The organism is Pseudomonas trutticola BRTCR10, assembly GCF_056155105.1.
This window is the reverse complement of record NZ_CM149552.1, coordinates 2,287,209-2,313,467: the sequence shown is the minus strand read 5'-3', so window position 1 is coordinate 2,313,467 and position 26,259 is coordinate 2,287,209. Positions and strand designations below refer to the sequence as shown.

Genomic DNA, 26,259 nt, shown 5'->3' with positions numbered 1-26,259 from the left:
TTCAGCGATATTCGGTGAACACGCCGGACAGCGGCGCGGTCGACTCGCGCAGGACAATACTCGGGGTCACGATCCTTTGATCCGTGCCCAGAGTTGGAGTAGCAAGTCTTCGCAGCAGCACCTCGGCCGCCATTTCGCCCAACTGCAGGATTGACTGGCCGACGGTAGTGAGTGCCGGATAGACATAACGGCTCATCTGGATATCGTCGAAGCCGATCACCGACAGATCACTCGGCACCCGCACATTACGCTCTGCCGCTGCACGCAGCACACCGATACCAATCATGTCGTTACCGGCGAAAATCGCGCTCGGCGGGTTGCTCTCGAGCAGGATCGCCGCGGCGTTGTAACCACCGGTACTGGTGAAATCACTTTCCAGCATGCGCGCCTGACGTATTTCTATGCCCGCCTCTTTCAGCGCCCGGCAATATCCGGCCTGACGCATCTGCGCCACGCTGGTGCTCGCCGGACCGCCGATCGTTGCAATATCGCGATGGCCAAGCTCCAGCAGATGGCGGGTGGCGAGATAGGCGCCGTATTCGTGGTCGATGCGTACCAGATCGGCATCCACGCCATCGAGGCCACGGTCGACAATCACCATGGGCGTCTTCACCCCGGCCAACCCTTGCGCCAAACCACTGTCACCGCCCGCCGAAGCGACGATCAACCCATCGATACGTTTTTCCAGCAACACGCGCAAATAGCTGCGTTGCTTTTCCGGGTTGTCATCGGAATTGCAGAGGATCACGCAGTAGCCGTTACGCTCGCAGTAATCCTCGATGCCCCGCGCCAGTTCGGCGAAGTACGGGTTGAGGCTGTTGGGCACCAAAAGGCCAATGGTTGCCGTGGTCTTGGCTTTCAACGAGCGCGCCACCGCACTAGGCACATAGTCGAGGCTCTTGATGGCCGCCTCGACTTTGCGCCGCACTTCCTGACTGACCGGCCGGGTATTGTTCACCACATGCGACACGGTCGTGTAGGAAATCCCCGCGAGGGCCGCCACATCCTTGATCGTCGCCATGGCTCAGCCCCGCCGACTGGCGCGCTGGCTACGATAGGTATCGAGCACGACCGCGATGACAATCACTGCACCGGTGATGATACGTTTGGTCGGTTCGGTCGCACCGATTTGCGCCAGACCCGCGGCCAGAACGGAAATGATCAACACCCCAAAGAATGTGCTGATTACCGAACCGCGCCCGCCCATCAGGCTGGTCCCGCCGATCACCACAGCAGCAATCACTTGCAACTCCAGACCGGAGCCGGCGTTCGGGTCAGCCGCTTCCAGACGAGAAATCTGGAACAGCGCGGCGATACCGGCCAACAACCCCATCAGGCTGAACACCAGAATCTTGTAGGGCTTCGGATTGATCCCCGCCAGCCTTACCGCCTCTTCGTTGGTGCCGATGCCGATCAGGTAGCGACCAAACACGGTGCGAGTCAAAACCGCCTGGGCCATGAAGATCACCAGCAAGGCAATGATGAACGAAGGCGAGATGCCGAATGCGATCGGGTTCGACAGCCAGGCAAAAGAATCACCGATATAAGCCGTGCGCGAACCAGTCATCTGGTACGCCAGGCCGCGAGCCATTTCCAGAACGCCGAGGGACACGATGAACGATGGAATCCGCCAGGCAACGGTGATCGAACCAGTGACGGTGCCGGCCAGCGCCGCTACCGCCATGCCCAGCAGCGCCGACGGCAGAACACTCCAGCCCCAGCCGAGAATGGCGACACTGACCGTTGATGCCGCCAATGCCAGCACCGAGCCCACCGAAAGGTCGATGCCGCCGATGATCAGCACGAAGGTCATGCCGACTGCCAGCACCATCAGATCGGGAATCTGGTTGGCCAGGGTGCTGAAGGTGTTATAGGACAGAAAGTGGCTGCTCAAGATCGAGAACAGCGCGACCATCGCCAGCAAGGCACCGGCCAGCCCCAGATAAGTACCCAGCCCGTAAAAATTGCCACTACGTTTGCCGGCAGGAGATGCAGTTTTCATGGGAGATCCCTAGGCGCCGCTTCGTTGAGCAACGCATCACGTTTTTGGTAGCCGGCGAACGCGGCGGCAAGCAAATCATCCTGGGTCCAGCTGTCGCGCTCGAAGGTATCGATCAGACGACCTGCGGACAGCACGCCGATCCGGTCGCAGATCAGCATCAATTCACGCAGGTCACTGGAGACCACCACCAGCGCTTTGCCCTGGCGAGTCAATTCACCGAGCAAGGCATAAATGTCGAACTTGGCGCCGACGTCGATGCCACGAGTCGGCTCATCGAACAGCAGCACCGAACAATCACGCTCCAGCCAGCGACCAATCACAACCTTCTGCTGGTTCCCCCCGGAAAGCTCTGACACCAACTGGGTCGGGCTCGAACTGCGGATGCGCATGGCATCGATCTGCCGTTGCGCCAAGGCGATCTCGTCGCCATTGTTGACGAAACCGCCACTGGAGATTTCCGGCATGTTGCCCAACGCGATGTTGGCGCTGATCGACTGACTGAGCAGCAAGCCTTCGCCCTTGCGGTCTTCGGTGATCAACGCGATGCCATTGCGTACCGCATCGACCGGCGAACGCACACTCACAACTTGTGCGGGCGAGCCCAACGATATCGTGCCGCTGTCGGCGACATCGGCACCGAAAATCAGCCGCAGCAATTCCGTGCGCCCTGCGCCGATCAGCCCGGAAATCCCGAAGATCTCTCCGGCGCGCACTTCGAACGAGACGTCGCGCACCTTGTCGGAACGCGTCAGACCCTTGACCGTCAACGCCGGGGCGCCAATCTTGCGCGGGCCCATGTCGATGTGTTCACCCAGTTCACGACCGACCATCAGCGTGACCAGTTGCTCGCTGTTGTAATTGGCCATCGGTTCGACGCAGACCAGGTTGCCGTCACGCAACACGGCAATGCGCTGGGCAACACGGGACAGCTCTTCGAGGCGGTGGGAAATGTAGATGATCGAGACGCCGCGCGCCTGCAAACGAGTGATCTGCTCAAAGAGCATTTCAACTTCACGCGCCGTCAGCATCGCGGTGGGTTCGTCGAGAATCAGCACATGGCAATCGCCGATCAGGTTCCGGGCGATTTCGACCATCTGCTGATGCCCGATCCCCAGCTCGCCGACCAACGTATCCGGATCGATCGCGTCGAGGCCGACTTGCGCCATGGCTTCGATAGCGGCTTTACGCAACTGCTTGCGGCTGATCCAGCCACCATTGCTTGGCAGATTATCGAGAAACAGATTCTCCGCCACCGACAGCGTCGGCAACAGATTGAGTTCTTGCATGACCATGCGTACGCCAAGGTCTTCTGCCTGGGTACGACTGCCCGGGCGATAGTCCTTGCCCTGAAACTGCATATGGCCCGTGGTCGGAGTGACCAGACCGCCAATGATCTTCGAAAGCGTGCTTTTACCGGCGCCATTCTCGCCAGTGAGCGCCAGCACTTCACCGCGCATCAGCGTCAAATCGATGCCGGTGAGCACCGGTTGCGCATAGGTCTTACCGATACCGCTGACCGAGAGGACAGCGTTCGGGGCGGAAACTGACATAAAAATCTCCATGCGCTCGCCCGGACGGACGAGCGCCGTTGTGTCGCCAGAGGACTTACTTGGTGACCAGCTCAACCGGCGTTTCGATCACGCCATTGGCACCGCTGTCGACTTTCTCGCCCTTGATGATTTTCAGCGCGGTCTCGATGCCGAACACGGCTTGTTTGGCAGCATATTGGTCGGCAGTCGCCAGTACGCGACCATCCTTCAACATTGGCTTGATGGCATTGATGTTGTCGTAACCGACCACCTGCACTTGGCCTGCCTTGCCGGCGGCGCGTACGGCGGAAACGGCACCGACGGCCATGCTGTCGTTACCCGCCAGCAACGCTTTGACTTGCGGATATTCGCTGAGAATCGACGCGGCAACCTTGTTGCCCTTGTCGATTTCCCAGTCGCCGGACTGCAGGGAAACAACCTTGATTTGCGCCGCGTCCATCGCATCCTTGAAACCGGCGGTACGCTGCTGGGCGTTGGTCGTGGTCGACACGCCTTCAATGATGCCGACTTCGTCACCGGCCTTGAGCTGTTTGGCCAGGTATTCACCGACCAGACGCGCACCTTTGCGGTTGTCCGGACCTACGAATGGCACGCTGATGTTTTTGCTTTTGACGATTGCCGGATCAAGCTGGTTGTCGATGTTGATCACGGTGATACCGGCGTCGACTGCTTTCTTGATCACTGGCACCATGGCCTTGGAATCGGAAGGCGCGATGACCAGCGCATTGACTTTGGCCAGAATCATTTGCTCGACGATGCGGGTCTGGCCGGCGGTGTCGGTTTCATCCTTGATGCCGTTGGAGATCAGGTCGAAATCGGCGGAGTGTTCTTTCTGGTAGGCCTTGGCGCCGTCTTCCATGGTCAGGAAGAATTCGTTGGCCAGAGATTTCATGACCAGTGCGACTTTGGGTTTTTCAGGGGATTCGGCGAACGCCGAAGAGACAGGCAGTGCAGCGGCTGTGGCAGCCAGCATAGCGACAGCAAGAAGACGTCCAGCAAATGGCAGCTTCATGGGTTCACTCCGATCTTATGATTATTGTGAGCAACGCTTGCGCTGGCGTAATCGACATTACGTTGCCGATGACAGAATGCCCCGACGAACGTCGCGCAAACGTTTGCGTAGACCGAACTATGCGAATCCCGCCGACATTTGTCAACAATCAGAAATCGTCATCTATTGTAGGGCGAATCTGCTGATCCGCCCGGTCGCTGTTTATGCCGTGGTGCTGACCAGGTTACCGCTGGTGGAACCCTTGGACATCTCTTTCAGCAGCGCCGCCGATACTTCCATCATTGCGCCGCTGGTTTGCGCGATCTGCCCCTGAATGGACATGACTGCCTGCGACTTGGCCTCTGGCGTCGGATAGCTCGCAGCCTGCGCGGCAGCGAGTTGTTGTTGCTGCTCCTGCATTTGCTTCTGCAATTCCTGCATGCGTTTGAGCAGCATCTTGACGGTAATGCTCAGATTATCGCTGCTTTCAGTCTTGCTCGCTTCCTGCGCGGGACCACCGGTTCTGACCTGATTACTGCTTTCTTCCTCGGTGCCCAGCGCCTCGGCGGAGGCATCCGCTTCGGCTTCATTTATTGCATTGATCGTCGCTGCGGTCTTACCGCCAATGGTGACAGCACCGGGATTTGCAATACCGATCGTCAGTGACATGTGAACTCCTTAAATTTTAATTTCCTTTAACACCCATCGGCCTGCGCAAAGGATTCTTTAGCAGGAATTCCACAACCGGCAACCCGATCTGTTCGACAGGGGCAGTAGTCCTTTTCGGTGAGCCGAACGCGAAAGCGACCATTGTTCGGAAATCCGGATAAACGATTCATCAGGAACCTCACCGAGTCATAAAATCTTGATGTAAATCATCAGCTTAAACATTTCTCTAACGCAAAGTACGGCTGGTACAGATCCTGCTCCCTTCACCGCACCCCCAGATCGGCACGGGGCGCATCTAGATGAACCTGCATCAGCACCGTCTCACTACTAGAGAGAAAAATAATGACATCTGCTTTGAAAAACTTCGTTCCGGGCGCTTTGGCCCTCCTTTTACTCCTGCCTACTGCCCTTCAGGCAAAAGAAGTCGAGTCCCAGACCAAACTGGCCAACGTCGTGGTGCTCGCCACGGGTGGCACCATCGCCGGAGCTGGCGCCAGTGCCGCCAACAGCGCCACTTATCAAGCTGCCAAGGTCGGCGTGGAACAACTGATCGCCGGCATTCCCGAGTTGAGCAAACTGGCCAATGTGCGTGGCGAACAAGTCATGCAGATCGCCTCGGAAAGCATCACCAACGACAATCTGCTGCAACTGGGCCGTCGCGTTGCCGAACTGGCCGACAGCAAAGACGTTGACGGCATCGTCATCACCCACGGTACCGACACCCTGGAAGAAACCGCTTACTTCCTGAACCTCGTTGAGAAGACCGACAAGCCAATCATCGTTGTCGGCTCCATGCGTCCAGGCACTGCGATGTCGGCTGACGGCATGCTCAACCTGTATAACGCCGTGGCCGTGGCCAGCAGCAAAGAAGCACGCGGCAAAGGCGTACTGGTGACCATGAACGATGAAATCCAGTCCGGTCGCGACGTCAGCAAAATGATCAACATCAAGACCGAGGCGTTCAAGAGCGCCTGGGGCCCACTAGGCATGGTGGTTGAAGGCAAGTCCTACTGGTTCCGCTTGCCAGCCAAGCGTCACACCATGGACTCGGAATTCGACATCAAAAACATCAAGAGCCTTCCTGACGTAGAAATCGCCTATTCCTACGGCAACGTAAGCGATACCGCCTACAAGGCACTCGCCCAGTCCGGCGCCAAAGCCATCATCCACGCCGGCACCGGCAACGGTTCGGTGTCGTCCCGCGTGGTTCCGGCCCTGCAGGCCCTGCGCAAGGATGGCGTGCAGATCATCCGCTCGTCTCACGTCAACGCTGGCGGTTTCGTTCTGCGTAACGCCGAACAGCCTGACGACAAGTACGACTGGGTTGTCGCTCACGACCTGAACCCACAAAAAGCCCGCATTCTGGCGATGGTCGCTTTGACCAAAACCAACGACAGCAAAGAGCTGCAACGGATGTTCTGGGAATACTGATTGACCTCCGCCCGACCAATCCCGGTCGGGCACCTTCGCTCCATTTACCTGCCTGGCAAATGGAGCGTCGCCTACAGCACGCAAGCATTTCCCCTACAAAAAAATCGACACACCTCACACCAAAATCGGAAAACCGCTGTCAGAGGATTTTCTTGAATTTTAAGCAGTTGCGAAATTGCTTACAGTTAAATACTGTATGCACGTACAGCTTAATAAGGATAACCTCGTGGCCACCTCCCCTGATGCTCCTGACGCTTATGAACGCATGGGTATGCGCGTTCAAAAAATCATCAACTCCCCCACAGCGCAAAAATCCAAAGCCGCATTGATCTTCCGCTTGCCGGACGAACCAATGGATGAGTGGGAGCGCCTGCTCGAGGAAATCGACGAGAACGACAACGTCACCCTCGCCTATCGCGACGATGGCGGCGTGCAGATTTTTTGGGTTGTGCCGAAGGAAGATTGATTCAATGATTGTCCGCTGTTTTGCTTTGCTGCTGCTGTTCATCGCCATGGGCGCCCAGGCCGGTGCGCCCCGCACATTTTCAGAAGCCAAGAAGGTCGCGTGGAAGCTGTATGCACCGCAGTCCACCGAGTTTTATTGCGGGTGTAAGTACACCGGCAACAAAGTTGATCTGAAGGCGTGCGGTTACGTACCGCGCAAAAATGCCAAGCGTGCGTCACGCATCGAGTGGGAACACATCGTGCCGGCCTGGCAGTTCGGCCACCAGCGCCAATGCTGGCAGGAAGGCGGACGCAAGAACTGCACCCGTTATGATCCGACTTATCAAAAGGCAGAAGCCGACCTGCATAACCTGGTACCAAGTATTGGCGAGGTCAACGGCGACCGCAGCAACTTCAGCTACGGCTGGTTGCCGGTGCAATCCGGTCAGTACGGCTCGTGCCTGACCCAGGTCGACTTCAAGGCCAAGAAGGTCATGCCCCGCCCTTCGATTCGCGGCATGATCGCCCGCACCTATTTCTACATGAGCAAGCAGTACGGCTTGCGCCTGTCGAAACAGGATCGGCAATTGTACGAAGCGTGGGACAAAACTTATCCGGTGCAAGACTGGGAACGCCAGCGCAATCAAAGCGTGGCGTGCGTGATGGGGCGCGGCAATGAGTTTGTCGGCCCGGTGAACATGAAAGCCTGCGGCTGATCGCAGCGTGAAAAAAAGGCCTCGAATGTTATGTTCGAGGCCTTTTTTGTGGCTAGCTTCCAGACTTGTTGTAACGCCAATACCCCATCAGATTGAGCGACTCGCGAGGAATGCCGCACTCCTTGATCAGGTATTTGCGCAAGCTCATGACTGCCGCACTTTCACCGGCGACCCAGCCGTAAAATCCTTCAGGGGCGCTAGCGGCAATTTCCCAGAGAATATCCTTGTCGATATCGACATCGGCCAACTCGACTGCCCGCCCCTCTGACGACGCATGAACGGGTAGCGTTGCCCCGCGCACCGCTTCAATCATCAGCGCTCCCGCGACGGTTTCACTAGCCTGATCACGAATCAGCCATCGCACTGACAGTCCCGGCCAGTCAGGAACGGCGAGCACGTCCTGCGCGCTATCCACCTCAAAGAATGCCTGGACTTGAGGCGGCTTATTGAGCGCCGCCAACTCATCGAGAATACCCATGGCCGCCGGCAGCGCGGTGGCGTCGGCGACGAGCAGAACCTGTTTGAGAATTTGTGGCGGCTTCCATTCGAATCCACCGGCATCCTGCGCCGAGAAATGACTGTCGGGCGCAAGGATCTGCATCGACTCACCGGGTTGAGCCCGTAGCGCCCAACGCGATGCCGGGCCGCTCTCGCCATGCAGGACGAAATCGATATCTACCTCGCCTTGCTCAGCGCGCAGGTGACGGATTGTGTAGGTGCGCATCGCAGGACGTCGATCCGCCAGCATCGCCCGGAAGCGAGCGAACCAACCTTCATCTTGAGAAAGCCGTGATGGCGACCCGTCGGCGGCAGGGAAAAACAGCTTCACCCTTTGATCCGGCGCCCAAGTCGCCATTTCATTGACCGACGGGCCCCAAAGGGTGATCCGCATCATATGCGGGCTCAACTGCGTTTTACGATGCAAGGTGACATCGAACAACTTGTAGGGATTGGCGGAGGCCATGGGGAACTCCTTCTGGAAATCATCAGCGACTTGAATAGGAACGAATCGCAGTTGACAACCTTTAGGCAGCCCCACCAGATGAATCGTTTACGGCGTGAGCGGATGCTCAACCAACACGGATTCAACATTCTGCTTTTTGGCCTTCACCAATGCAGCATCCACCTGCACCTTGCGAGCTTCCGCCTCGGCCTGGGAGTTGAACGGGCCAATCAGAATCCGCGTTTTGCCGCTGCCATCCTTGATGACCGTCGGAACGAAAGCATGCTCGATCAACCAGCCGCTCAGGTCACTGACGGCTTGAGGGGTTTCACCGCGCACCTCAAGGTCCCATTGAGGGGCGGCGGCAACCGCAGGAGCGCTCGCGACTGTCGTTTTCGGTTTCTGCGCGTCTACACCCTTGCCTTCACCACATCCTGCCAATGCCAGTGCCGCGACCATCCAGACCAATTTGCGCACAACGCTTTCCTCGAAAATCTCAAAGCGGCGATCTTATCATTCATAAATACTTCGTGAGCCCCGCAAAATGGGCACAAAACAACGAGATTGATGATTGCAGCCTCTGTATAGTTACGCCCTGGGAATTAATGCCGCATCTGCGCGTCAGAAAGAGGCACCCAAACCGTGAGACTTCGCACTAATCTATACGTACCACCGACCTCTGCACTGTCTGAATCAGGTGCCCTACAAAGCAATCAAGGAGAAGACCATGCTGATACTCACCCGCAAAGTCGGTGAAAGCATAAACATTGGTGATGACATCACCATCACCATTCTGGGCGTTAGCGGCCAGCAAGTACGAATCGGCATCAACGCTCCGAAAAACGTTGCCGTGCATCGTGAAGAGATTTACCAGCGCATTCAGGCTGGCCTGACCGCCCCGGACAAGCCACAAACTCCCTGAGCCGCCCCGCAGTCAGTAGCCAGTTCGTTTGCCTCGTGTAATGACTGGCTAGAGATACACGCGCCGTATTGCCATCCGCTCCCCACTCTGTTGGGCACGGCGCCTGACACGCGACCTCCTCCCTCTCAACGCTTTACCGCATCCCTATCCTTCGTTGCCGAGCGATATTACCCGCCATTTTTAGGGCTGGCTGTCGGACGTTTCCGATAGAGCGCAGAGAATTCGCCTTCCTAGCCGAATGTCACGCCACGCGCCATGCCGGTGGCGGCAATCACCATCAGCACTAGCAGCAACGCCTCGACATGACTGATTCGCGCGTACAACTTTGCACGCCCGGTATTTAGTGCCGCACCGCGTGCAGATGCGATCCGCCATTTGACCAGCGTGACCATCGGAGCGAGTTCAATCAGCAGAATGAGCACCAACAGCGTCATCTTCAGATGAAACAGCGGCTGATGAAGGTAATAGTCAGTGCCCTTCTCATACCCGCCAAATGCGCGCATCCCACCGGTCACCAGCAGGATCAATGCAGAAATGCCCCATAAGTTATCGGCAAGCAACACTCGCCCAGCCTCTCCAGTACCGGCCGCCAAGCGGCGGAACGCTGTACCGCGTGTAAGCACCGCCCAAAAACCCAAGGCAAAAGCCAATAGATGAATTGCCGCTAGAAACCAGTGAACCAGCATCGACAAACCCCTTTGGAAAGAGTTGAAAATCGGCCAGTCAGTAGTAGTCGAAAAAGCAAGGATTTGCCCGCGCAGGATCGGCGGATGAAAGACAGGTACTGCGACAGCCAAATCGCAGGCAAAAAAAATCCCAAGCAGCTGATGGAAGCTTGGGATTTAAAAGTGCATAAACCGTGGTGGTGAACGCGGGGCGGATGTTACTGATTTATCCCGCATGTAACAACATTTTTTCGATAACCGGCTGGTTAGTAACACGCGTAAGTCATTCAATATCCACACTTTTTCCAAGGATGATGGCGACGGACGGTGACTCTACGCCTGAAAACCAAAGCCATCCCCACAGCAATGATTGACCATGATCTCCCCCCACTGGATCATTCGCACGCAAAACCAGCAAGGATCGCAAAGCAATGAAACATCCCCACCATGGACGACGCTCCCTCTCGGCAATCTCCCCACCAAAAACTCCGCAGGGACTCCTCCTCAACATGAGCAGCGTGAGCACTTGGCTCTTCATCGGCTTCTTATGCTGTGCAAGTTTTCATGTAAACGCTGCAGAGGTGCCAATCAAAGAGGGGATGTCATTTACAAGCGCCAGAAACGCCCTGATTCAAAACGGCTGGAAACCGAACCCAACCGACTTAGAAAAGATCGGGGTCGAAAATATTCTCATAAGAAAAGGCTTCATCGAAATTGAATCCTGCACGATGGGCATTCAGTTCTGCAGTTTCTACTATTTAAAAGACCAAACCTGTCTCGGCGTCGCAACAGTGGGCGAAGAGATTAAAGACATGAAGATCTACTCATGGAATTTCGAATGCCCCGAAAGAGAGTAAGGGTGCGGAAAGTGAGATCCTTCCCTTGCGCTTGCATTTTGCTTTATCTCTCCAGTGCCTTTGCCTGCGCTACAGAGATACCCATCAGAGAAGGTATGCCGTTTTTATCGGCGCGAAGTGCATTGATCAAGAACGGCTGGAGGCCGGATGCGCTCATTCAGAGGCAGCCTGTCGGCACTGCGGTAGAACTTCTGAATATGGGCATCACGGAAGTCGAGCGATGCACCCAGGGCGTGCAGTACTGCCAATTCCATTACAGGAAAAACCAGGAATGCCTGGGCATCACGACTATTGGCGAGGAGGCAGAGGACCTTGTTATTGATGCCTGGAATTTCAGCTGCCCATGATTCATCAGGTGCATGGACGCGCATTGAGCCCCATCGAGAACCGCTCGCTGATTTCCACAATTCGTCAATTTGGCGAGCTCTGCCGTAGCACAATTCATGCGCCCATTGATGAACATACGTTCATCGAAACCATCGTTATATGCGTCTAGTCTGCGGGTTCCGACATAGTGACTACAGGAGTAACCCACCATGTTCTCGCACGAAAGCATCCCGCTGATCACCATTTTCATCATCATGCTACTGGGCGTGCTTGCAGCCTTTCTACACCCACTGCACGCCCTTCATAGTTGGGTGCAGAGACGCAAAGAAAGATCCTCCGCCCAGATTGTGAAAAAGCTGGATTCGCGCCGAAGTTAATTTAACGAGCCCGGCGCAGAGCCGGGCTTCGCCGCTGATTGACTGTGGCTGGCCTTTGGAGCCTTAACACTGCCATAAAGCTGGCGGACGAGAAAATGACGATGTGCTACCAAGGGGGACACGACGCCGAGACGATCGACTAGGTTGAGGTCAGCGCCGAACTGCCGTTCTGAGGCGGGGTTTTGCAAAAGCTTTGCAAATCACAGACAACAAAAAAGGGCCCACCTTTCGGTGAGCCCTTCTAGACCGCCCAGCAGAGCGGATTTTGTTTGGTAGGCGCGATTGGACTCGAACCAACGACCCCCACCATGTCAAGAGCCACCATGCTAGGCGCTAAGCCACGAAGCTTAAGGCCCTAAGAGAACGCCCATTCACATTATGAGGCGTCAACAATGGCTAACATCCGCTCCCTCCCATCAGGTAACTGGAACGCTCAGGTACGCTTGAAGGGGAAACCTGCCCAATCTAAAACTTTCCCCACTCAAGCACTGGCCCAAGCATGGGCTGACCAGCTTGAAGCTGTAACCAAGGAACACCAAACCCATACGCTTTACACCTTGGGCATGACCTACTGTGAAACCCTGCTCAAGGGAAAAGGTAGCTACGACCATGCAATCAAGATCGTCGCCCAGCTCTATGCTGCATTCCCTCAGTCAATCCATGACATCACCCCTCAGCTAGTCAATGACTTCAAGCTGAAGCGTCTACAGACGGTCAAGCCTGCTACCTGTCGTATACAGCTAGCGTTCATGTCCCGTTTCTTCAGGTTCGCCAAGCGTGGCCTGCTAATCGACATACACAACCCCGTAAGTGACATAGCCCTCCCTAAGCCAGACAAATCTAGCGACAAGGTAATCAGTGCAGGCGAGCTTAGACAATTGCTCAACAAGCTATCCCCCACCATGGCTCTCATCGTTGAGCTTGCCTATGAAACCGCTATGAGACGCTCAGAAATACTCAAGCTCACGACTCACTGTCTTCACCTGGAGGAACGAATTGCGGATGTGATTGATGGGAAGAACGGCACTAGGTCTGTGCCCTTAACAATCAGAGCCATAGAGTTATTGAAAGAGGCTCAGCGTCTCGCATTAGCAGACCGAGCGAACAAGGGAAGGCTGTTCACTGTGACGCCTCATAGCGTCTCACAGGCTGTCAGGTTAGCAAGGAACAAAGCAGGCTTAGACAATAGCGTTAGGCTTCATCAGTTAAGACATACACGCATTACTAACGTAGCCAAGAAAGGGTTTAATAACGCTCAAATAATGATTGTGTCGGGACACCGGGACACTCGGTCTGTAGCTAGATACTCCCACTTGAACGCCAAGGATGTTCTCCACTTGATTGATTAAACGCCCTGCAAGCCATAGGAGCCACGATAAATAGAAAACCCATCGACATAGCCAGCCAGCTAAGCAGCCCCTTTCACAGGGGCTTATGGCGAAAATGAGTAATGGGATGATGAAGACTGAGGATTATCCTTAGAAAATAATTCGCTACCCCTTGTAGACCATCACCCCCAAAAATCAGTATAGATAGTATTAGCAACGATTTCATGGGGTCTCTATTTTCCGCATCAACGGAAAACTTTGAGAGCTTACATAATCCATGCGGCCGCTGCTATTAATCAACCTTAAGAAACGAGACCATATATGACTACTACAATCGACGACATTGTGGCGCTACACCATGTGCGCCTGAGAACCCTTACACGCAAACTTATCTATCTAATGATTCGCAATGGCCACAAAGAAGATGGATGGACAACGATTTCAGTTAGTGACTTCGGAAAGGCTACGGCGCTAACTCGCAGGGCTGTAGATTACATTCTCAGAGACTTGTTAGACACTGGCATTATCGAGCGTCGCAAATCAGGCGATGCCCACACCGCACCATACCAATACAAAATTCTAGACATCTAAGGATCAACATGAAAACTATTACAATGAGTGAAATTAATGAGCTGGCCCGACGTACTGGCAACAGCCCTATGTCTGTACTGACAGAGCTAATCGGACAAGGCTACCAGCTAACAGAAGAACCTCCTCAACCTAAAGGCAATCCGCTCGCCTCATCTAAAGACGCCCTAGCGCAATGGAAAGCCTCTAAACAGAAAGTAGCTGATGAGCTATATCGCAATGATCCACTGGTAAGAGAGCTTATCAATATAGATAACACTTACAAAGAGTTTGGCACCCAACCTCAGAAAAGTATTATCAAGCGGGACGAAGCTGGAAATATTATAGGCACCACCAAATCCATGCTGACTGGCGCAACACAGAAAGAACAAGCCGAACTTATGACCGCCATTCGAGCCACCTACACTAAAGGAGAATAAAAATGGGCAACACATATCTCAACGAAGCGGAATTGCATGCTCAACAAGAACGGCGCTCCGCCCTAGAGGCAATTGATTGCAGCATTGAGCAGAAGAATCGACATATCTCAGGCATCCGCGACTACAAACACATTGAATATGGCATGAACTCGTTTGGGTTCTATCAGGTTCTAGCTGTCAAGGGGCATAAGGCCGTACCCCAAGAACTTTCAGGACACTTCACTACTCCCTCCTACCTCATAAAAGAAGTAAACAAATTACTCCGAGAAGGAAAGCTGATTGAGCCAAAGTGAATCTAAGATTATTTTCGTAGCCGAAGCTACACCGGGTACAGGCAAGACAGAACAATTCATCAGAGAGCTAGATGCTGACCCTAACAAACGCTACATCTATGCAGTTCCTACCAAGGTTCTATCCAAGGACGTTGTAAAACGCATCCAAGCTATTGGCATCAACCACGTTTGCGTAATCAATAGCGATACTCACAAGCATGTCACCGACACTGTGGAATGTGCGCTTCTAGAAGATGATCCCAAGGTTCTTATCATTACGCATAAGACCTTGCTAGACCTCGATCCTTGCTATCTACAAGACTGGGTTGTGGTCATTGATGAAGTCCCATCGGTCGCTAATAATCTTACACGAGATATTGGCGATCATGCCTACACTAACTTCCTTGAGAAATTCATTGAGATTGATGATGACTCGACCAAAGCGTCTATCAAGCGAGGAATGACCAAAGAAGCACGAGCCATTTATTCAGACGTAATAGATGACAAGGGAATGTCAACTATCACCACTTGCCTAGGAGCACTACTCAGGGGCAAGGCAGACGTATTCATCAAGGAATACCTGAGCAAGAAAGAAAACAAGTGGAAGTGGCAAATCAGGGTTATCGATTACTTTGACCTAAGCGGAATATATGAGCACGCCTCTGAGACACACATCCTAGGAGCCAACGTCACAGGCACCCTTGCCTATCAACACGCCCTCACCAAGGGCTACGCCATTACAGCCTCTAAATTCACACCAGAATACAGAGGCTATAAGTTTGCAAGCTATATCTATCCATTGATTGGAGGCAGTAAGGTAAGCAAGACCATGTTACTTACGCTCCCTGATGGGAATGTAGCTGAAGAGTGGAATGATAGAGTATTCGGGCATGATCTATTACGGGACGCTATCGAGTTCGTTCAAGGAGAGCCCATCCTTGTTCAAGTTCATGAGTGGTGCAAATACCCTTTCGACGATCACCCTAATGTAATACGCATCCCCTTTGATGCCAGGGGTTTGAATGGATATTCAGACGTACACCATACTCTTTCTCTGATACATGGAAACCCTAACCCTATTGACGATCAGAATAATTCTGAGATGTTAGAGAAGATGCTAATTCCCTCATCTGTAGGCAAGCAAGCAATAAAAGACGAACGCTATAGAGAATTGATATTCCAAAGTGCTACCCGTAGCAGCATCAGGACTTTCAACAATGACAGACCTACTATTCACTTTGTTCCTACTGAAGAATCAGGTTTGCATCTTGCGTTTGACCTTAAGGGTTGCCACCACATACTGAAGGATTTCACCAGACCAGCACCTTGCTCAAACTCACGCAGCAAGCTAGAGGATAACATCCTTAAAGCCAAAGAATTATCCGCTGAAGGCTTATCACTCAGGAAGATCGCATCAACAATGGACGTTAGCAAAAGCATCGTATCCAGATGGCTGAAGACAACTAACTGACGGATAAAACTGTCCACTTTCTCTTAGAGTATCCTTAAGGAATTGTGGACACTTCACATAACAATATACTTAAAAGCAAAAGCAACGTCGGCACAGCCGACAAAGAGCACGCATTAAAAAGAGAGAATCAAAAGCGAAGCACCTGTAAGAAACGCTCTTGATCTTTCTTTATGCGTATGCCACTCCGTGGCGTGCTCTTGCTTCTGTCACGCAGTGACGTTAAGACAAACTACCAATGGATCATTAACATGTCAGATTCAGACACAATTAAACTACCCAGCCTCACCTCATTCGCAATCAGAAATATAGTTATCTCTAGAGGTTTAGCCAAGGAGATCATTCACAAGCGCAATGACCATCAAGCGCTATACAATATTTCTCTTAACCATCGCCTTACTCTACAAGCCGTTAATTATATCTCACGATGTGATTTTAAGAGAATTCAGGAAGCGCCAGCAATTTAAACAGTGACCTACCTCCCAACTCTTCTGCTATGCCTTCAGTATTCTCAACTTCTAATCCTACAGATAATGCAGAACTACAGCGCTCTAGCCATAGCCCTAAATATCATCTGCTACTCACTCACATTAACAATCACAATCAAACATACAAGACAGAGAAAACCATGAATCTCACCGACAAAGACAAGATCGAATATATTGAAACCAACTCACACTGCGACCTAGCTAAACGCCTAGGCGTGACAATGCTCACCTTAGACATTTACGCTGAAGAACAAGGATGGAAAGAAGAACACCGTATTTATTGGCATGACAAGTCAATTGAGATATTAAAACAGGAGCTAGTCAACGGAAACATAGCAGCAGTCAAGGAGATGCTTAAGGTAACTGGTAGCGTGAGACCAGTAGGACGCCCAAGGAAAGCAGATGTTGAGCGTGAAGTAGCGATCAGCAAACGTATTGCTGACGAATATGAAGCTGACGTGCAGAGACTCAGTCTTGTAGGCGGCAAATAGAATAATTATTTATTAAAACAGAGGGGGTGTATTGAGTTTTAATGCAACCGACCAGATTAGCGGTACTTCCTAACCAGATACAGCCTGAGTAACGACATTATCAAAAACCGAATAATCAACGCTACAACTACAAAAATAACAGCACCCATGATCTTGCTTTTGAATACCGCGATACATAACGCAGAGATTAAGACAGAAACCATCAGCACGTTACATATCAAACCTACGGAATGAAGAGACGGAGTGACTTTTATCAATGAGGCCAAGCGTGCCCGATCATCATCCATTGCAAACATCATCCATTTTTAAAACATAGCAAGGACTAGCTGAGCGTTCCGCTCTACGCCTAGCATCTCCTAGGTGCCCCTTGGGGGTGCTCAATGCGTTACCACACTGGCCGTTCTTCACAGAGGCTTACGCCTGCTGTGCCTGATAGTTCAGCTACCAGTAACCTGCCCTCCTAATAACGCCAGAAGGGGTAAGCGTTCCACCTCTGAGGGTGGCATCTCAGCCTGTCTACAAACCACCGGCTCGGTCTTCTGAGCGTTCACATCACCACTACACCATCGAAGGTTCGCTATGACGCTACTGACGTTGAAGCGTCTCACTCTCTGAGACGTACAGTTCCGCGTGTGCTAGGCCCGTTTGCCGTGATGGTTTTTATCTCGGTTCGTAACTGGCGGTCAAGGCTTAGCCTTTAATTTTGCAAGTAATCGCTGCCATTCTCTTTGCACTAACCGAACTGTCACCACCATTCTGAGCGACAAACCCATTGACGCATTCCCGGTAAGGAAGGGTGATGGCGTATGACATCAGTACCGCTGAAAACAATATCGACGCTGCTATCCATCTCATCTGAAGTTAATCCTTACAGATCGTCCAATAATCCTAGCTTACGCCTGATGCCAAAATGAAATCATTGACTACGCTTTGACAGCAATCATGAGATTGCCATTTCAGAAAATATGGAGCAAACAAATGGCTAAGGCACCAATTGGCACTACAGGGACCACCGGTCAGAGCTGTCCAGAAAGCGGAATTTGGAAGGTCGTCGGAACACCTACCACTACTGCACCGATCGCAAAAGGGAACCGCTTTCCCCCTTACGGCAACAAAGCTGTAACCTGGAAGCTCACGCAACACGCTTGATGATAGACCGGGAGTAGGATTCGCTCTGCTCCCACCACAGCGTGTCTGACCGAAAACAACCATTTGGGCTAGAAATTCACAAGCGACATTGCATACATAAGCACCCCACCCCCAACCCCCTTCCCCACCCCGTTAAAGAAACCCTCACAGGAATTTCTACAGGCTCATCCAAGGCGTCCATGATTCAACACACAGCGTTGGGATGTAGAGCGTGGCCGATAGGCGTCTATCGCCTCACAGCAGGCACGTAGCTCAGTTGGTTAGAAGCCTGCCCTTGTGAGGGACGAACAACGGGCAAGGGAGTGAGCTTGCGAACGTACCACCACCTAGACAAGAAAGTGCTAGAGCCATACGTATCAATAGGTTAGGGAGAGTCGTTCACAATTCTGACTGTGAACAGAGGCAGGCGAGAATCCACGTTCACATTGCCTTGTGTGAACGAAGCCTATAATTTGTGAACGTTTTCTTAGGCAAAGAAAAAGGGGAACCCTTTCGGATTCCCCTTCACACCGCCCAGCAGAGCGGATTTTGTTTGGTAGGCGCGATTGGACTCGAACCAACGACCCCCACCATGTCAAGGTGGTGCTCTAACCAACTGAGCTACGTGCCTGCTGTGAGGCGGCATTCTACGGAATTCCGGAGGGGTGTCAACACCTTTTTTTCACCTAACCCTATGAATATGCAAAATATTTAATTTCGGGCCAGCGAAGAAGATTTTTCCGGTGGCTGGCGGAGGTTTTTCAACTCGGGTAGGATCGGCGCACTCGTAAAATATATTAAACAGAGGCTGCAGGATGGCGAACACCCCCTACCCAGAGTCTTACTACGCGGCGTCGGCCAACGCCGTACCGCCACGTCCGGCCTTGCAGGATGATGTGGAGACGGATGTCTGTGTGATTGGCGCCGGGTATACCGGGCTGTCCTCTGCGCTGTTTCTGCTGGAGAACGGTTTTCGCGTGACCGTGCTGGAAGCGGCCAAGGTCGGCTTCGGTGCATCGGGTCGCAATGGCGGTCAGATCGTCAACAGCTATAGCCGCGATATCGATGTGATCGAGCGCAGCGTCGGCCCGAAGCAAGCGCAACTGCTCGGACAGATGGCTTTTGAAGGCGGCCGGATCATTCGTGAGCGTGTGGCCAAGTACAACATCCAGTGCGATCTGAAGGATGGCGGCGTTTTCGCCGCCATCACGGCCAAGCAGATGGGTCACCTGGAGTCGCAGAAACGCCTGTGGGAGCGCTTCGGTCATACGCAGCTTGAATTGCTCGACCAACGCCGCATTCGCGAAGTCGTGGCGTGCGATCAGTACGTCGGCGGCATGCTCGACATGAGCGGCGGGCATATTCATCCGCTGAACCTGGCGCTTGGCGAAGCGGCGGCGGTTGAATCCCTCGGCGGCACTATCTATGAGCAATCGCCTGCCGTGCGCATTGAGCGCGGGGCCAATCCGGTGGTGCACACGCCACAAGGCAAGGTCAGGGCCAAGTTCATCATCGTCGCCGGCAACGCCTACCTGGGCAATCTGGTGCCGGAACTGGCGGCCAAATCGATGCCGTGCGGCACGCAGGTGATCACCACCGAACCGCTGGGTGATGAGTTGGCCAAGACGTTGCTGCCGCAGGATTATTGCGTCGAAGACTGCAATTACCTGCTCGACTACTACCGTCTGACGGGCGACAAGCGTCTGATCTTCGGCGGCGGCGTGGTGTATGGCGCGCGGGATCCGGCAAACATTGAAGCGATCATCCGCCCGAAAATGCTCAAGGCGTTTCCGCAGTTGAAGGATGTGAAGATTGATTACGCCTGGACCGGAAATTTCCTGCTGACGCTGTCGCGTTTGCCACAGGTTGGAAGGCTGGGCGACAACATCTATTACTCGCAGGGTTGCAGTGGTCATGGCGTGACGTACACGCATCTGGCTGGCAAGGTGCTGGCCGAGGCATTGCGCGGGCAGGCTGAGCGCTTTGATGCGTTTGCTGATTTACCGCATTACCCGTTCCCGGGTGGACAGATGTTGCGGACGCCGTTTGCCGCGCTGGGGGCCTGGTATTACGGGTTGCGGGATAAACTCGGTTTCTGACTGACAGTGAAACAACTGTGGCGAGGGGATTTATCTCCGATGGGTCGCGCAGCGCCCCCTTAAAGAAGGGACTGCTGCGCAGTCCATCGGGGATAAATCCCCTCGCCACAAGTAGATATATACGCCCGTATCAGAGTTGGTCCCGGGCAATCCCGCTACGAATCCGCAGGATGTCGGCCAGCACCGCCAAGGCGATTTCCGCAGGCGTTTTGCTGCCAAGGTTCAGTCCGATCGGCGCATGAATCCGCGCCAGCTCGCCCTCCCCCAGACCACCAATCCGCCGCAGACGCTCGAAGCGCTTCTGCGATGTTTGCTGTGAGCCCATCACGCCAATGTAGAACGCTTCGGTACGCACCGCCTCCATCATCGCCAGATCGTCGATGCGCGGATCGTGGGTCAGCGCCACCACCGCCGTGTCGCGATGGCAGCCACCGTCGGCAATAAATACCGAAGGCAATTGCCGACGCACCTCCACGCCATTGAGCACCACACCTTCGAGCACCTCATCGCGCGGATCGCAGAGAATCACTTCAAACCCGAGGCCGACGGCAAACTCCGCACACGCCTGCGCCACACTGGAGTACCCGGCGAGCAACAAGCGTTGCGCCGCACCGACACGAATGCGCACCCGATCGATCTCACGTTCGATGCGCGCCCCCTGCTCACGATCAGTGAACAGAATGCGCGCACCACTGGCCAGATCAACCTCACGGATCAAGCGACGCTGACCGAGCAGCGCCGACTCCAGTTCACGCAGATGCGCCTGAACATCACAATCAGCGTCAAATTTCTCAACCAGCACATCGAGGATGCCGCCACAGGGCAGGCTGACCCGCGAGCGCGGATCATCGCCTTCCCCATAACGCACCACGTTGACCGCATCGAGAAACGCACCTTCGGCAACGCGCTCGAGAAAATCTTCTTCGACGCAACCACCCGACAGCGACCCGATCCACTGCCCGCCGTCGTTCACCGCCAGCAGCGAACCCGGCGCACGCGGCGCCGAGCCGTAGGTGGTCAGCACAGTGCAGAGCCAGATGCGCTGCCCCGCCACCGACCACTCCAACGCCCGTCGCACAACCTGTAGATCGAGATGCTGCATGTCAGTGCGCCTTGTGCTCGATGGACGGTGCGTCAGCCTGCAACTTTTGCACCTCGCTCACCGCCAACTCGGCAGACTGGCCACCCCACCCCTGACGCAGGTAGTTGAGCAGATCTGTCAGCTGTTCAGGACTGAGCTTGTCGGCAAAACCCGGCATTGGTTGCATGTGCTCGAAGCCTGCGAACTTCTGTTCGCCGATACCGTCCTCGATCACCCGCAGCAGGTTGCGCGGATCTTCCAGGCGCAGCGTGGTGTTGCCGCGCATGGCCACGGCGATATGCGGTTTGCCTTCGCCACCGGCGGCGTGGCAACCGGCGCAGACGTTCAAGTATTCCTGACGGCCGCGCTGGGCACTCGCGCTGAGCTTGTCCACGGGCACTTCGACGAGTTCTTTGGCTGCCGGCGGTTTATCGCCGAGCAGGAAAGTTGCCATCGCTGCCAGATCGGTATCGTTCAGGCCCTGAGTGCTGTTGTGGAACACCGGGAACATCTCGTTGAACATCGTCCCCTGCGCACTCATGCCGTGCTTGAGGAACGTGCTCAGATCCTGCTCATTCCAGCCGCGAGCGGCCAGATCGGTGGCCAGAAGGCTTGGTGCCAGATAACCATTGAGAATGCCGCCAGTGAGGCGTTTATCCAACTGCATCGCGCCCGGCAGGCCGCGTGGCGTGTGGCATTCACCGCAGTGGCCGAGGACTTCGACCATGTACTGGCCGCGTTTCCAGGCGTCGCTTTTGCCTTCCGCCGGCTCCAGTTTCAACGCTTTGCCGTACATGATGTTCCAGCCGATCAGGCCCGGACGCACGTTGAACGGAAAGCTCAGGCTGGTGACCGGGGCTGGGCGCTCGATCGGCTCGATGGTTTTCAGGTACGCATGGATCGCATCCGAATCTGCACGCGGCATCAGGTGATACGAGGTATACGGCATCGCCGGATAGAGGTTCGCGCCATCGCGACGCTTGCCTTCGGTCAGCGCAGCGAAGAACTCGTCATCGTTATACAAACCGATACCGTGTTCTTTGCTCGGGGTGATGTTGGTGCCGTAGATCGTGCCGAACGGCGACACGATCGGCAGACCACCCGCAAATGGCGCGCCACCCGGAGCGGTATGGCAAGCCATGCAGTCAGCCGCGCGAGCGAGATACTCGCCGCGCTTGACCTGATCATCAGCGTGAGCAAATACCAGCGGCGCAGCCAGCCCGACCGCCAGGGTCAGGCGGGTCAGTAATAGCTTCATGCTTAACCCTCCTTGACCAGGCCGAGATCGGTCAGCACGTTGCGGGTGGCGTTGTAATAACGCACGTACCCGGTGCAACGGCAGACGTGGTGGCCGAGGCTGTCCTCGATGACTTGTTCCAGTTTGCTTTTGACGATCGGCTGGCGTTGCAGCTTTTCCACCAGCACGGTCGCGGCGTTGACGAAGCCCGGCGCGCAGTAGCTGCACTGGAAAGCGAATTCGTCGACGAAGCGTTGCTGGATCGGGTTCAGCTCGGTGACCTGGCCCTGCTCATCGCGGCTTGCATGACCTTCGATGGTGCGGACTTTCTTGCCTTCGAAGTAATGCGCGCCGGTGATGCAGGTGCGCACTTCTTCGCTGGTGCCGTCAGGGTTATCGACGATCACCACACAGGCGTGGCAGATGCCTTGGCCGCAGCCCAGGCGCGAACCGGTGAGGTTCTTGTATTCGTGCAGGTAGTCGATCATCGGCAGGTCATCAGGGATGTCCACCGGGCCGACGGATTGACCATTGAGGGTCAGTTGAAGCGGACGGTTAGCCATTGAGGGCCTCCTTGATGCGCGTAGCAGTGATAGGCAGATCGCGAACACGTTTACCGATGGCGTGCGCCACGGCGTTACCGATGGCACCGACGATCGGGATCATCACCACTTCGGCGATGCCTTTGGACGGGTCGCTTGGCGACAGCGCCGGGAGAATCTCCGACGTCTGTTTCCACACCGCAACGTGGCGCGCCATCGGCAGGCGATAACGGTTGAAGTTCCAGTCACCCTCCCCCGGTCCGCCTTCGTACAGCGGCATTTCTTCCATCAAGGCGTGACCGATGCCCATGGCGATACCGCCTTCCATCTGACCCTTGACCAGCTCTTCGACCAGCACACGGCCGCACTCGACCCACGAATGGTGGTTGAGCACTTCGACTTCCGCCGAGCCTTTGTTGACCTTCAGTTCGACCAGCGTCGCGACCGGGCTGTAGTAAGTCACGGCAGCGTTGTTCAGCTGAGTGGCTGGATAGCTGATGTTCTGGCGATCGAGCAGGTGGAAACCGGCAGTGCTCATCAGCGCTTGCTTGGCTTTTGGTGCGCCATCGCCGTACTTCACCGCCAGACCGTCGAGCGGCAGACGCTCTTTCACGCCGTCGATGCTGTATTCGGCCTCAGCCCAGCTCCAACGGTTGAAACCGTGCACCGTGGCAGCGGTGACCAGACCGCGCTCGTGAGCACGCTTGGCCAATTCTTCGAAGCTCAGCGGCTGCATGCCGTTGGCGGTGAGTTTGCCGTCGACCCAATGCGCATCTTCGCGACGCACCACGTAAGGGTTGGCCTGGCCACCGAACGGACCCTGACGCCAGATCTCCAGCGCCGCCGGCCACAAGCCGTGGTTGAACAACACACGCGCCGCTTCACGGGTGGCGTGGCTGAAGTAGTAGGCCGAGTTGGTCGCCGACGAGGCCGAAGCCAATTTGCCGACCCAGCGCGGGTTGCGCAGCAGGTTGTCCTGTTCGGCCTGAGTCATGATGTAAGGGTTGCCGCTGGTGATCAGCTGCATTTCCTTCCATTCGGTTTCGCCGGTCTTCACTTCGTGCGCCGGGTTGCCGAGGAAATCGGCGACCACCAAGGCTTGCGAAGTGGACATGCCGGTGCCGATCTCGATACCGATGTGGCGCAGGCTGATGCGACCTTCAGCGGTGAACTCGATGCTGGCCATCGGCGCTTCGGAACCGGTGCCGAAGTCTTTCTGGCAGATGGCAAAACCGACGCCGTACCAGTTGTCCGGGTCGGCGGCTTCGCGCTGTTTCTTGATCGCGTCGCGGTTCTTCCAGACTTCGTGCACCGAGGCTTTGTCGAGGATCTCGTGCAGGCGCAACGCACCGGCCGGGATCGCGCCCTGGGTGTTTTTCATGCCGGAACGCAGGGCGTTCTTGCGGCGCAGGTCGATCGCGTCGACCCCCAGACGATTGGCGATTTCGTCGACCATCATTTCGGTCGACGCCATGCTTTGCAGAGTGCCGTAGCCGCGCATCGAGCCGGCTTCAACACCACGCGAGTGGTAAGCAGTGACTTGCAGATCGTTCTGCGGCATGTAGTAGATCGACTGCGCAGCCGTGGCACCAACGGCGGCTACCGACGGGCTGTAGTTGATCCGGCCACCACCGTCGACGCTCATTTCTGCGCGGAAGATCTTGAAGCTGTAATCGTTCTTGTCCACGGCCAACTGGTAGCGGATGTCGAACGGGTGACGCTTGATACCACTCTGGAATTGCTCGTAGCGGTCGTTCGCCAGGCGAATCGGTACACCGGCGCCATACAGCGCCGCGAGGGCTGCGTAATAGACAAAGATGTTGTGGTCTTTGGATCCGTAACCCACGGTGTAACCCGGGTGCATGTTCAGATTGGCCAGGCCGAAGCGCGACGGCGCGATCATTTTCGCGGTCTCGGTCGCCGCTTCCAATGGGCACTGAGTGGCCACGACGAAGTGCAGGGTTTTGGTCGCTGGGTCGTACCAGCCGTTGCCGTTGTCCGGCTCCATCGCGGCCGGTTCGATCGACGGGGTCTTGTAGCGCTCGTCGAACACCAGCCAGTTGTCCGGCGGCGTGTCGATCTCTTTCTTCATGCGGTCGGCGTAGAACAAACCGCGCTCGGTCAGGTTGCCGTGCAGGTTCGGCTGGGAATTCCACACCGGACGACGGTTTTTCAGCATCGGGAACAGGATCGAGTCCTTGAGGCTGGCGAACTCATCTTCGTCGGCCGAGGTCGGGCCACCCACGCGCACGTAGCGGAAGCTGCCATACGGGTCGCCTTCGTAGTACGGCACTTGGGCACCGTAACGAATCGCTTTGTCGTTGAATTTGAGTTTGTTCTTGGCCTGACGGAAACGCTCGAAGTCATTCCAGATCAGGATCGCCACCGGGTGACCGATAAACATCGGCACTTTGCCGACCGGCAGCAATGGGTCCGGCGCGTGTTCCTCCGGGAAGACGATACCGTCCTTGTCCAGGTCTGCAGCGGTGACGATGCGGTCAGGTTGCAAGTCGGCGCCGAGCCACGACAAATCGTAGCCGTCGTAGATACGATCGGCCTTGATGGTTTTCAGCAACATGGCGTGGCCTTGCTGCTCGGGCCAGCCCGGCATGTCCTTGGAACGGATGTCGCGGGCAAACACCTTGCTGCCGCAGACCTTCGACAAGGCATCGTTACGCTGGCGCGCCTTGCCGTTGTTGCCGAGCCACTTCTCGGACGGCACGGTGACGCTGTTTTCCATCAAGGCAGCCAGCGCCTGACTGCTGAGCGGCGTGAGCGTGACGCTCACACCCGCCACCAGCCCGCCCTGGAGGAACGAGCGCCGGGATATTTCACGGTTGGACATGGATCATCCTCTGGGCGGTTATACGTCCGCCCTTCTGGTTATCTACTGGGAATCTCGAGTCTTGCAGAAGCTCTTTCTGGCGAAGCAAAGAGCTGTGTTGACAGTGCAAAGCTGACCGAAAGGTTAACTTTAAAGGTTTCTGGGCTCGCAGCAAACAACCAGTTACAAAAATTTGACTAAAGAATCAAAAAATCAATGCGACGTGGCACCGCAGCAGATCGCTGAACATATCGACCCCCTTGTGGGAGCGAGCCTGCTCGCGAAACCGTTCTTCCAGCCAATACTGATTTTGAACGTGCCGACGCCTTCGCGAGCAGGCTCGCTCCCACAGAGATTTGCGCTGGATTAAGGAGGGAGGAAAAGAGGAAAAGCCAAATTT

General features: G+C 55.1%; 26 protein-coding genes and 1 tRNA gene. 14 read left to right on the top strand and 13 right to left on the bottom strand.

What is annotated here, in order from left to right; all coding sequences use genetic code 11:
* Position 1 precedes the first annotated feature (1 nt).
* The 5 genes from ACVVH8_RS10295 to ACVVH8_RS10275 all read right to left on the bottom strand — a co-directional run bounded on the left by ACVVH8_RS10295 (position 2) and on the right by ACVVH8_RS10275 (position 5,212).
* Positions 2–1,021, bottom strand: a complete 1,020-nt coding sequence (locus tag ACVVH8_RS10295) for a LacI family DNA-binding transcriptional regulator (protein ID WP_213028144.1) — start codon at positions 1,019–1,021, stop codon at positions 2–4.
* A 3-nt stretch (positions 1,022–1,024) separates the two neighbouring features.
* Entirely contained in the window at positions 1,025–2,002 is a 978-nt protein-coding gene (locus ACVVH8_RS10290; RefSeq protein WP_103304887.1) for an ABC transporter permease, read from the bottom strand.
* Positions 1,999–3,552 (bottom strand): sugar ABC transporter ATP-binding protein, encoded by a 1,554-nt coding sequence (locus tag ACVVH8_RS10285; protein ID WP_213028143.1) that lies wholly within the window; start codon positions 3,550–3,552, stop codon positions 1,999–2,001. Before ACVVH8_RS10285 ends, ACVVH8_RS10290 begins: the two co-directional genes overlap by 4 nt.
* Positions 3,553–3,607: 55 nt before the next feature.
* Positions 3,608–4,564: a sugar ABC transporter substrate-binding protein gene (locus ACVVH8_RS10280; protein WP_103304885.1), complete on the bottom strand. Its 957-nt coding sequence runs from the start codon at positions 4,562–4,564 to the stop codon at positions 3,608–3,610.
* A gap of 201 nt (positions 4,565–4,765) precedes the next feature.
* Positions 4,766–5,212, bottom strand: a complete 447-nt coding sequence (locus tag ACVVH8_RS10275; RefSeq protein WP_103304884.1) for a hypothetical protein — start codon at positions 5,210–5,212, stop codon at positions 4,766–4,768.
* 342 nt (positions 5,213–5,554) lie between these two features.
* Here ACVVH8_RS10275 and ACVVH8_RS10270 point away from each other — a divergent pair, with 342 nt between their 5' ends.
* The 3 genes from ACVVH8_RS10270 (at position 5,555) to ACVVH8_RS10260 (ending at position 7,803) form a co-directional block, all read left to right on the top strand.
* Positions 5,555–6,643: an asparaginase gene (locus ACVVH8_RS10270; protein WP_213028142.1), complete on the top strand. Its 1,089-nt coding sequence runs from the start codon at positions 5,555–5,557 to the stop codon at positions 6,641–6,643.
* Between the two features lie 196 nt (positions 6,644–6,839).
* Positions 6,840–7,109, top strand: a complete 270-nt coding sequence (locus ACVVH8_RS10265) for a DUF1654 domain-containing protein (protein WP_103304882.1) — start codon at positions 6,840–6,842, stop codon at positions 7,107–7,109.
* Between the two features lie 4 nt (positions 7,110–7,113).
* Positions 7,114–7,803 (top strand): endonuclease, encoded by a 690-nt coding sequence (locus ACVVH8_RS10260; RefSeq protein ID WP_103304881.1) that lies wholly within the window; start codon positions 7,114–7,116, stop codon positions 7,801–7,803.
* 52 nt (positions 7,804–7,855) lie between these two features.
* On the opposite strand, the gene ACVVH8_RS10255 is transcribed toward ACVVH8_RS10260, so the two are convergent.
* On the bottom strand, positions 7,856–8,767 hold the full coding sequence (locus tag ACVVH8_RS10255; protein ID WP_475229848.1) for a siderophore-interacting protein: 912 nt from the start codon (positions 8,765–8,767) through the stop codon (positions 7,856–7,858).
* Between the two features lie 87 nt (positions 8,768–8,854).
* Complete coding sequence (locus ACVVH8_RS10250) at positions 8,855–9,223, bottom strand: SPOR domain-containing protein (RefSeq protein WP_103304879.1); 369 nt, start codon at positions 9,221–9,223, stop codon at positions 8,855–8,857.
* A gap of 250 nt (positions 9,224–9,473) precedes the next feature.
* On the opposite strand from ACVVH8_RS10250, the gene csrA reads away from it, so the two are divergent.
* Positions 9,474–9,668 (top strand): carbon storage regulator CsrA, encoded by a 195-nt coding sequence (gene csrA, locus ACVVH8_RS10245; protein WP_003179932.1) that lies wholly within the window; start codon positions 9,474–9,476, stop codon positions 9,666–9,668.
* Positions 9,669–9,898: 230 nt separating this feature from the next.
* Here csrA and ACVVH8_RS10240 read toward each other — a convergent pair whose 3' ends face one another.
* The gene (locus tag ACVVH8_RS10240; RefSeq protein WP_475229845.1) at positions 9,899–10,354 is read right to left on the bottom strand and encodes a DUF2214 family protein; all 456 of its coding nucleotides are present in this window, start codon (positions 10,352–10,354) and stop codon (positions 9,899–9,901) included.
* 410 nt (positions 10,355–10,764) lie between these two features.
* Between ACVVH8_RS10240 and ACVVH8_RS10235 the strand changes: the two genes are divergently transcribed.
* From ACVVH8_RS10235 to ACVVH8_RS10195, 9 genes are all read left to right on the top strand, one after another.
* Positions 10,765–11,190 (top strand): hypothetical protein, encoded by a 426-nt coding sequence (locus tag ACVVH8_RS10235; protein WP_475229842.1) that lies wholly within the window; start codon positions 10,765–10,767, stop codon positions 11,188–11,190.
* Between the two features lie 95 nt (positions 11,191–11,285).
* On the top strand, positions 11,286–11,537 hold the full coding sequence (locus tag ACVVH8_RS10230) for a hypothetical protein (RefSeq protein ID WP_103304936.1): 252 nt from the start codon (positions 11,286–11,288) through the stop codon (positions 11,535–11,537).
* A gap of 189 nt (positions 11,538–11,726) precedes the next feature.
* Entirely contained in the window at positions 11,727–11,894 is a 168-nt protein-coding gene (locus ACVVH8_RS10225; RefSeq protein ID WP_177431417.1) for a hypothetical protein, read from the top strand.
* A gap of 392 nt (positions 11,895–12,286) precedes the next feature.
* A complete protein-coding gene (locus ACVVH8_RS10220) occupies positions 12,287–13,243 on the top strand; it encodes a tyrosine-type recombinase/integrase (RefSeq protein ID WP_475229839.1) in 957 nt (318 codons plus the stop codon).
* A gap of 300 nt (positions 13,244–13,543) precedes the next feature.
* On the top strand, positions 13,544–13,813 hold the full coding sequence (locus tag ACVVH8_RS10215; RefSeq protein ID WP_475229836.1) for a hypothetical protein: 270 nt from the start codon (positions 13,544–13,546) through the stop codon (positions 13,811–13,813).
* An 8-nt stretch (positions 13,814–13,821) separates the two neighbouring features.
* Positions 13,822–14,229, top strand: coding sequence for a hypothetical protein (locus ACVVH8_RS10210; RefSeq protein WP_475229833.1), 408 nt, complete (start codon positions 13,822–13,824; stop codon positions 14,227–14,229).
* Positions 14,230–14,231: 2 nt separating this feature from the next.
* Positions 14,232–14,522, top strand: a complete 291-nt coding sequence (locus tag ACVVH8_RS10205; protein ID WP_475229831.1) for a hypothetical protein — start codon at positions 14,232–14,234, stop codon at positions 14,520–14,522.
* Complete coding sequence (locus tag ACVVH8_RS10200) at positions 14,509–15,972, top strand: DEAD/DEAH box helicase (protein WP_475229828.1); 1,464 nt, start codon at positions 14,509–14,511, stop codon at positions 15,970–15,972. The genes ACVVH8_RS10205 and ACVVH8_RS10200 overlap by 14 nt, the downstream gene beginning before the upstream one ends.
* Positions 15,973–16,597: 625 nt before the next feature.
* The gene (locus tag ACVVH8_RS10195) at positions 16,598–16,948 is read left to right on the top strand and encodes a hypothetical protein (RefSeq protein WP_475229825.1); all 351 of its coding nucleotides are present in this window, start codon (positions 16,598–16,600) and stop codon (positions 16,946–16,948) included.
* 1,682 nt (positions 16,949–18,630) lie between these two features.
* On the opposite strand, the gene ACVVH8_RS10190 is transcribed toward ACVVH8_RS10195, so the two are convergent.
* Positions 18,631–18,707: transfer RNA gene (locus ACVVH8_RS10190), tRNA-Val, on the bottom strand.
* 184 nt (positions 18,708–18,891) lie between these two features.
* Between ACVVH8_RS10190 and ACVVH8_RS10185 the strand changes: the two genes are divergently transcribed.
* Positions 18,892–20,175 (top strand): NAD(P)/FAD-dependent oxidoreductase, encoded by a 1,284-nt coding sequence (locus tag ACVVH8_RS10185; RefSeq protein ID WP_103304877.1) that lies wholly within the window; start codon positions 18,892–18,894, stop codon positions 20,173–20,175.
* A 130-nt stretch (positions 20,176–20,305) separates the two neighbouring features.
* Here ACVVH8_RS10185 and ACVVH8_RS10180 read toward each other — a convergent pair whose 3' ends face one another.
* Genes ACVVH8_RS10180 through ACVVH8_RS10165 form a run of 4 tightly spaced genes read right to left on the bottom strand, consistent with a single transcriptional unit; the run spans position 20,306 to position 25,880 of the window.
* Entirely contained in the window at positions 20,306–21,277 is a 972-nt protein-coding gene (locus tag ACVVH8_RS10180) for an XdhC family protein (RefSeq protein WP_475229823.1), read from the bottom strand.
* Position 21,278: 1 nt separating this feature from the next.
* Entirely contained in the window at positions 21,279–22,514 is a 1,236-nt protein-coding gene (locus ACVVH8_RS10175; RefSeq protein ID WP_475229820.1) for a c-type cytochrome, read from the bottom strand.
* A 2-nt stretch (positions 22,515–22,516) separates the two neighbouring features.
* Complete coding sequence (locus ACVVH8_RS10170; RefSeq protein ID WP_201239061.1) at positions 22,517–23,056, bottom strand: (2Fe-2S)-binding protein; 540 nt, start codon at positions 23,054–23,056, stop codon at positions 22,517–22,519.
* A complete protein-coding gene (locus ACVVH8_RS10165) occupies positions 23,049–25,880 on the bottom strand; it encodes a xanthine dehydrogenase family protein molybdopterin-binding subunit (protein ID WP_103304873.1) in 2,832 nt (943 codons plus the stop codon). The genes ACVVH8_RS10170 and ACVVH8_RS10165 overlap by 8 nt, the downstream gene beginning before the upstream one ends.
* Positions 25,881–26,259: the final 379 nt, after the last annotated feature.

Bases quoted from the DNA above. Each gene is read 5' to 3' on its own strand.
- ACVVH8_RS10175 (WP_475229820.1), bottom strand. From the start codon at position 22,514: ATGAAGCTATTACTGACCCGCCTGACCCTGGCGGTCGGGCTGGCTGCG.
- ACVVH8_RS10275 (WP_103304884.1), bottom strand. From the start codon at position 5,212: ATGTCACTGACGATCGGTATTGCAAATCCCGGTGCTGTCACCATTGGC.
- ACVVH8_RS10205 (WP_475229831.1), top strand. From the start codon at position 14,232: ATGGGCAACACATATCTCAACGAAGCGGAATTGCATGCTCAACAAGAA.
- ACVVH8_RS10170 (WP_201239061.1), bottom strand. From the start codon at position 23,056: ATGGCTAACCGTCCGCTTCAACTGACCCTCAATGGTCAATCCGTCGGC.
- ACVVH8_RS10180 (WP_475229823.1), bottom strand. From the start codon at position 21,277: ATGCAGCATCTCGATCTACAGGTTGTGCGACGGGCGTTGGAGTGGTCG.
- ACVVH8_RS10235 (WP_475229842.1), top strand. From the start codon at position 10,765: ATGAAACATCCCCACCATGGACGACGCTCCCTCTCGGCAATCTCCCCA.
- ACVVH8_RS10270 (WP_213028142.1), top strand. From the start codon at position 5,555: ATGACATCTGCTTTGAAAAACTTCGTTCCGGGCGCTTTGGCCCTCCTT.
- csrA (WP_003179932.1), top strand. From the start codon at position 9,474: ATGCTGATACTCACCCGCAAAGTCGGTGAAAGCATAAACATTGGTGAT.
- ACVVH8_RS10165 (WP_103304873.1), bottom strand. From the start codon at position 25,880: ATGTCCAACCGTGAAATATCCCGGCGCTCGTTCCTCCAGGGCGGGCTG.
- ACVVH8_RS10265 (WP_103304882.1), top strand. From the start codon at position 6,840: ATGCACGTACAGCTTAATAAGGATAACCTCGTGGCCACCTCCCCTGAT.
- ACVVH8_RS10195 (WP_475229825.1), top strand. From the start codon at position 16,598: ATGAATCTCACCGACAAAGACAAGATCGAATATATTGAAACCAACTCA.
- ACVVH8_RS10220 (WP_475229839.1), top strand. From the start codon at position 12,287: ATGGCTAACATCCGCTCCCTCCCATCAGGTAACTGGAACGCTCAGGTA.
- ACVVH8_RS10240 (WP_475229845.1), bottom strand. From the start codon at position 10,354: ATGCTGGTTCACTGGTTTCTAGCGGCAATTCATCTATTGGCTTTTGCC.
- ACVVH8_RS10230 (WP_103304936.1), top strand. From the start codon at position 11,286: ATGCCGTTTTTATCGGCGCGAAGTGCATTGATCAAGAACGGCTGGAGG.
- ACVVH8_RS10285 (WP_213028143.1), bottom strand. From the start codon at position 3,552: ATGTCAGTTTCCGCCCCGAACGCTGTCCTCTCGGTCAGCGGTATCGGT.
- ACVVH8_RS10210 (WP_475229833.1), top strand. From the start codon at position 13,822: ATGAAAACTATTACAATGAGTGAAATTAATGAGCTGGCCCGACGTACT.
- ACVVH8_RS10260 (WP_103304881.1), top strand. From the start codon at position 7,114: ATGATTGTCCGCTGTTTTGCTTTGCTGCTGCTGTTCATCGCCATGGGC.
- ACVVH8_RS10290 (WP_103304887.1), bottom strand. From the start codon at position 2,002: ATGAAAACTGCATCTCCTGCCGGCAAACGTAGTGGCAATTTTTACGGG.
- ACVVH8_RS10255 (WP_475229848.1), bottom strand. From the start codon at position 8,767: ATGGCCTCCGCCAATCCCTACAAGTTGTTCGATGTCACCTTGCATCGT.
- ACVVH8_RS10225 (WP_177431417.1), top strand. From the start codon at position 11,727: ATGTTCTCGCACGAAAGCATCCCGCTGATCACCATTTTCATCATCATG.
- ACVVH8_RS10185 (WP_103304877.1), top strand. From the start codon at position 18,892: ATGGCGAACACCCCCTACCCAGAGTCTTACTACGCGGCGTCGGCCAAC.
- ACVVH8_RS10295 (WP_213028144.1), bottom strand. From the start codon at position 1,021: ATGGCGACGATCAAGGATGTGGCGGCCCTCGCGGGGATTTCCTACACG.
- ACVVH8_RS10280 (WP_103304885.1), bottom strand. From the start codon at position 4,564: ATGAAGCTGCCATTTGCTGGACGTCTTCTTGCTGTCGCTATGCTGGCT.
- ACVVH8_RS10215 (WP_475229836.1), top strand. From the start codon at position 13,544: ATGACTACTACAATCGACGACATTGTGGCGCTACACCATGTGCGCCTG.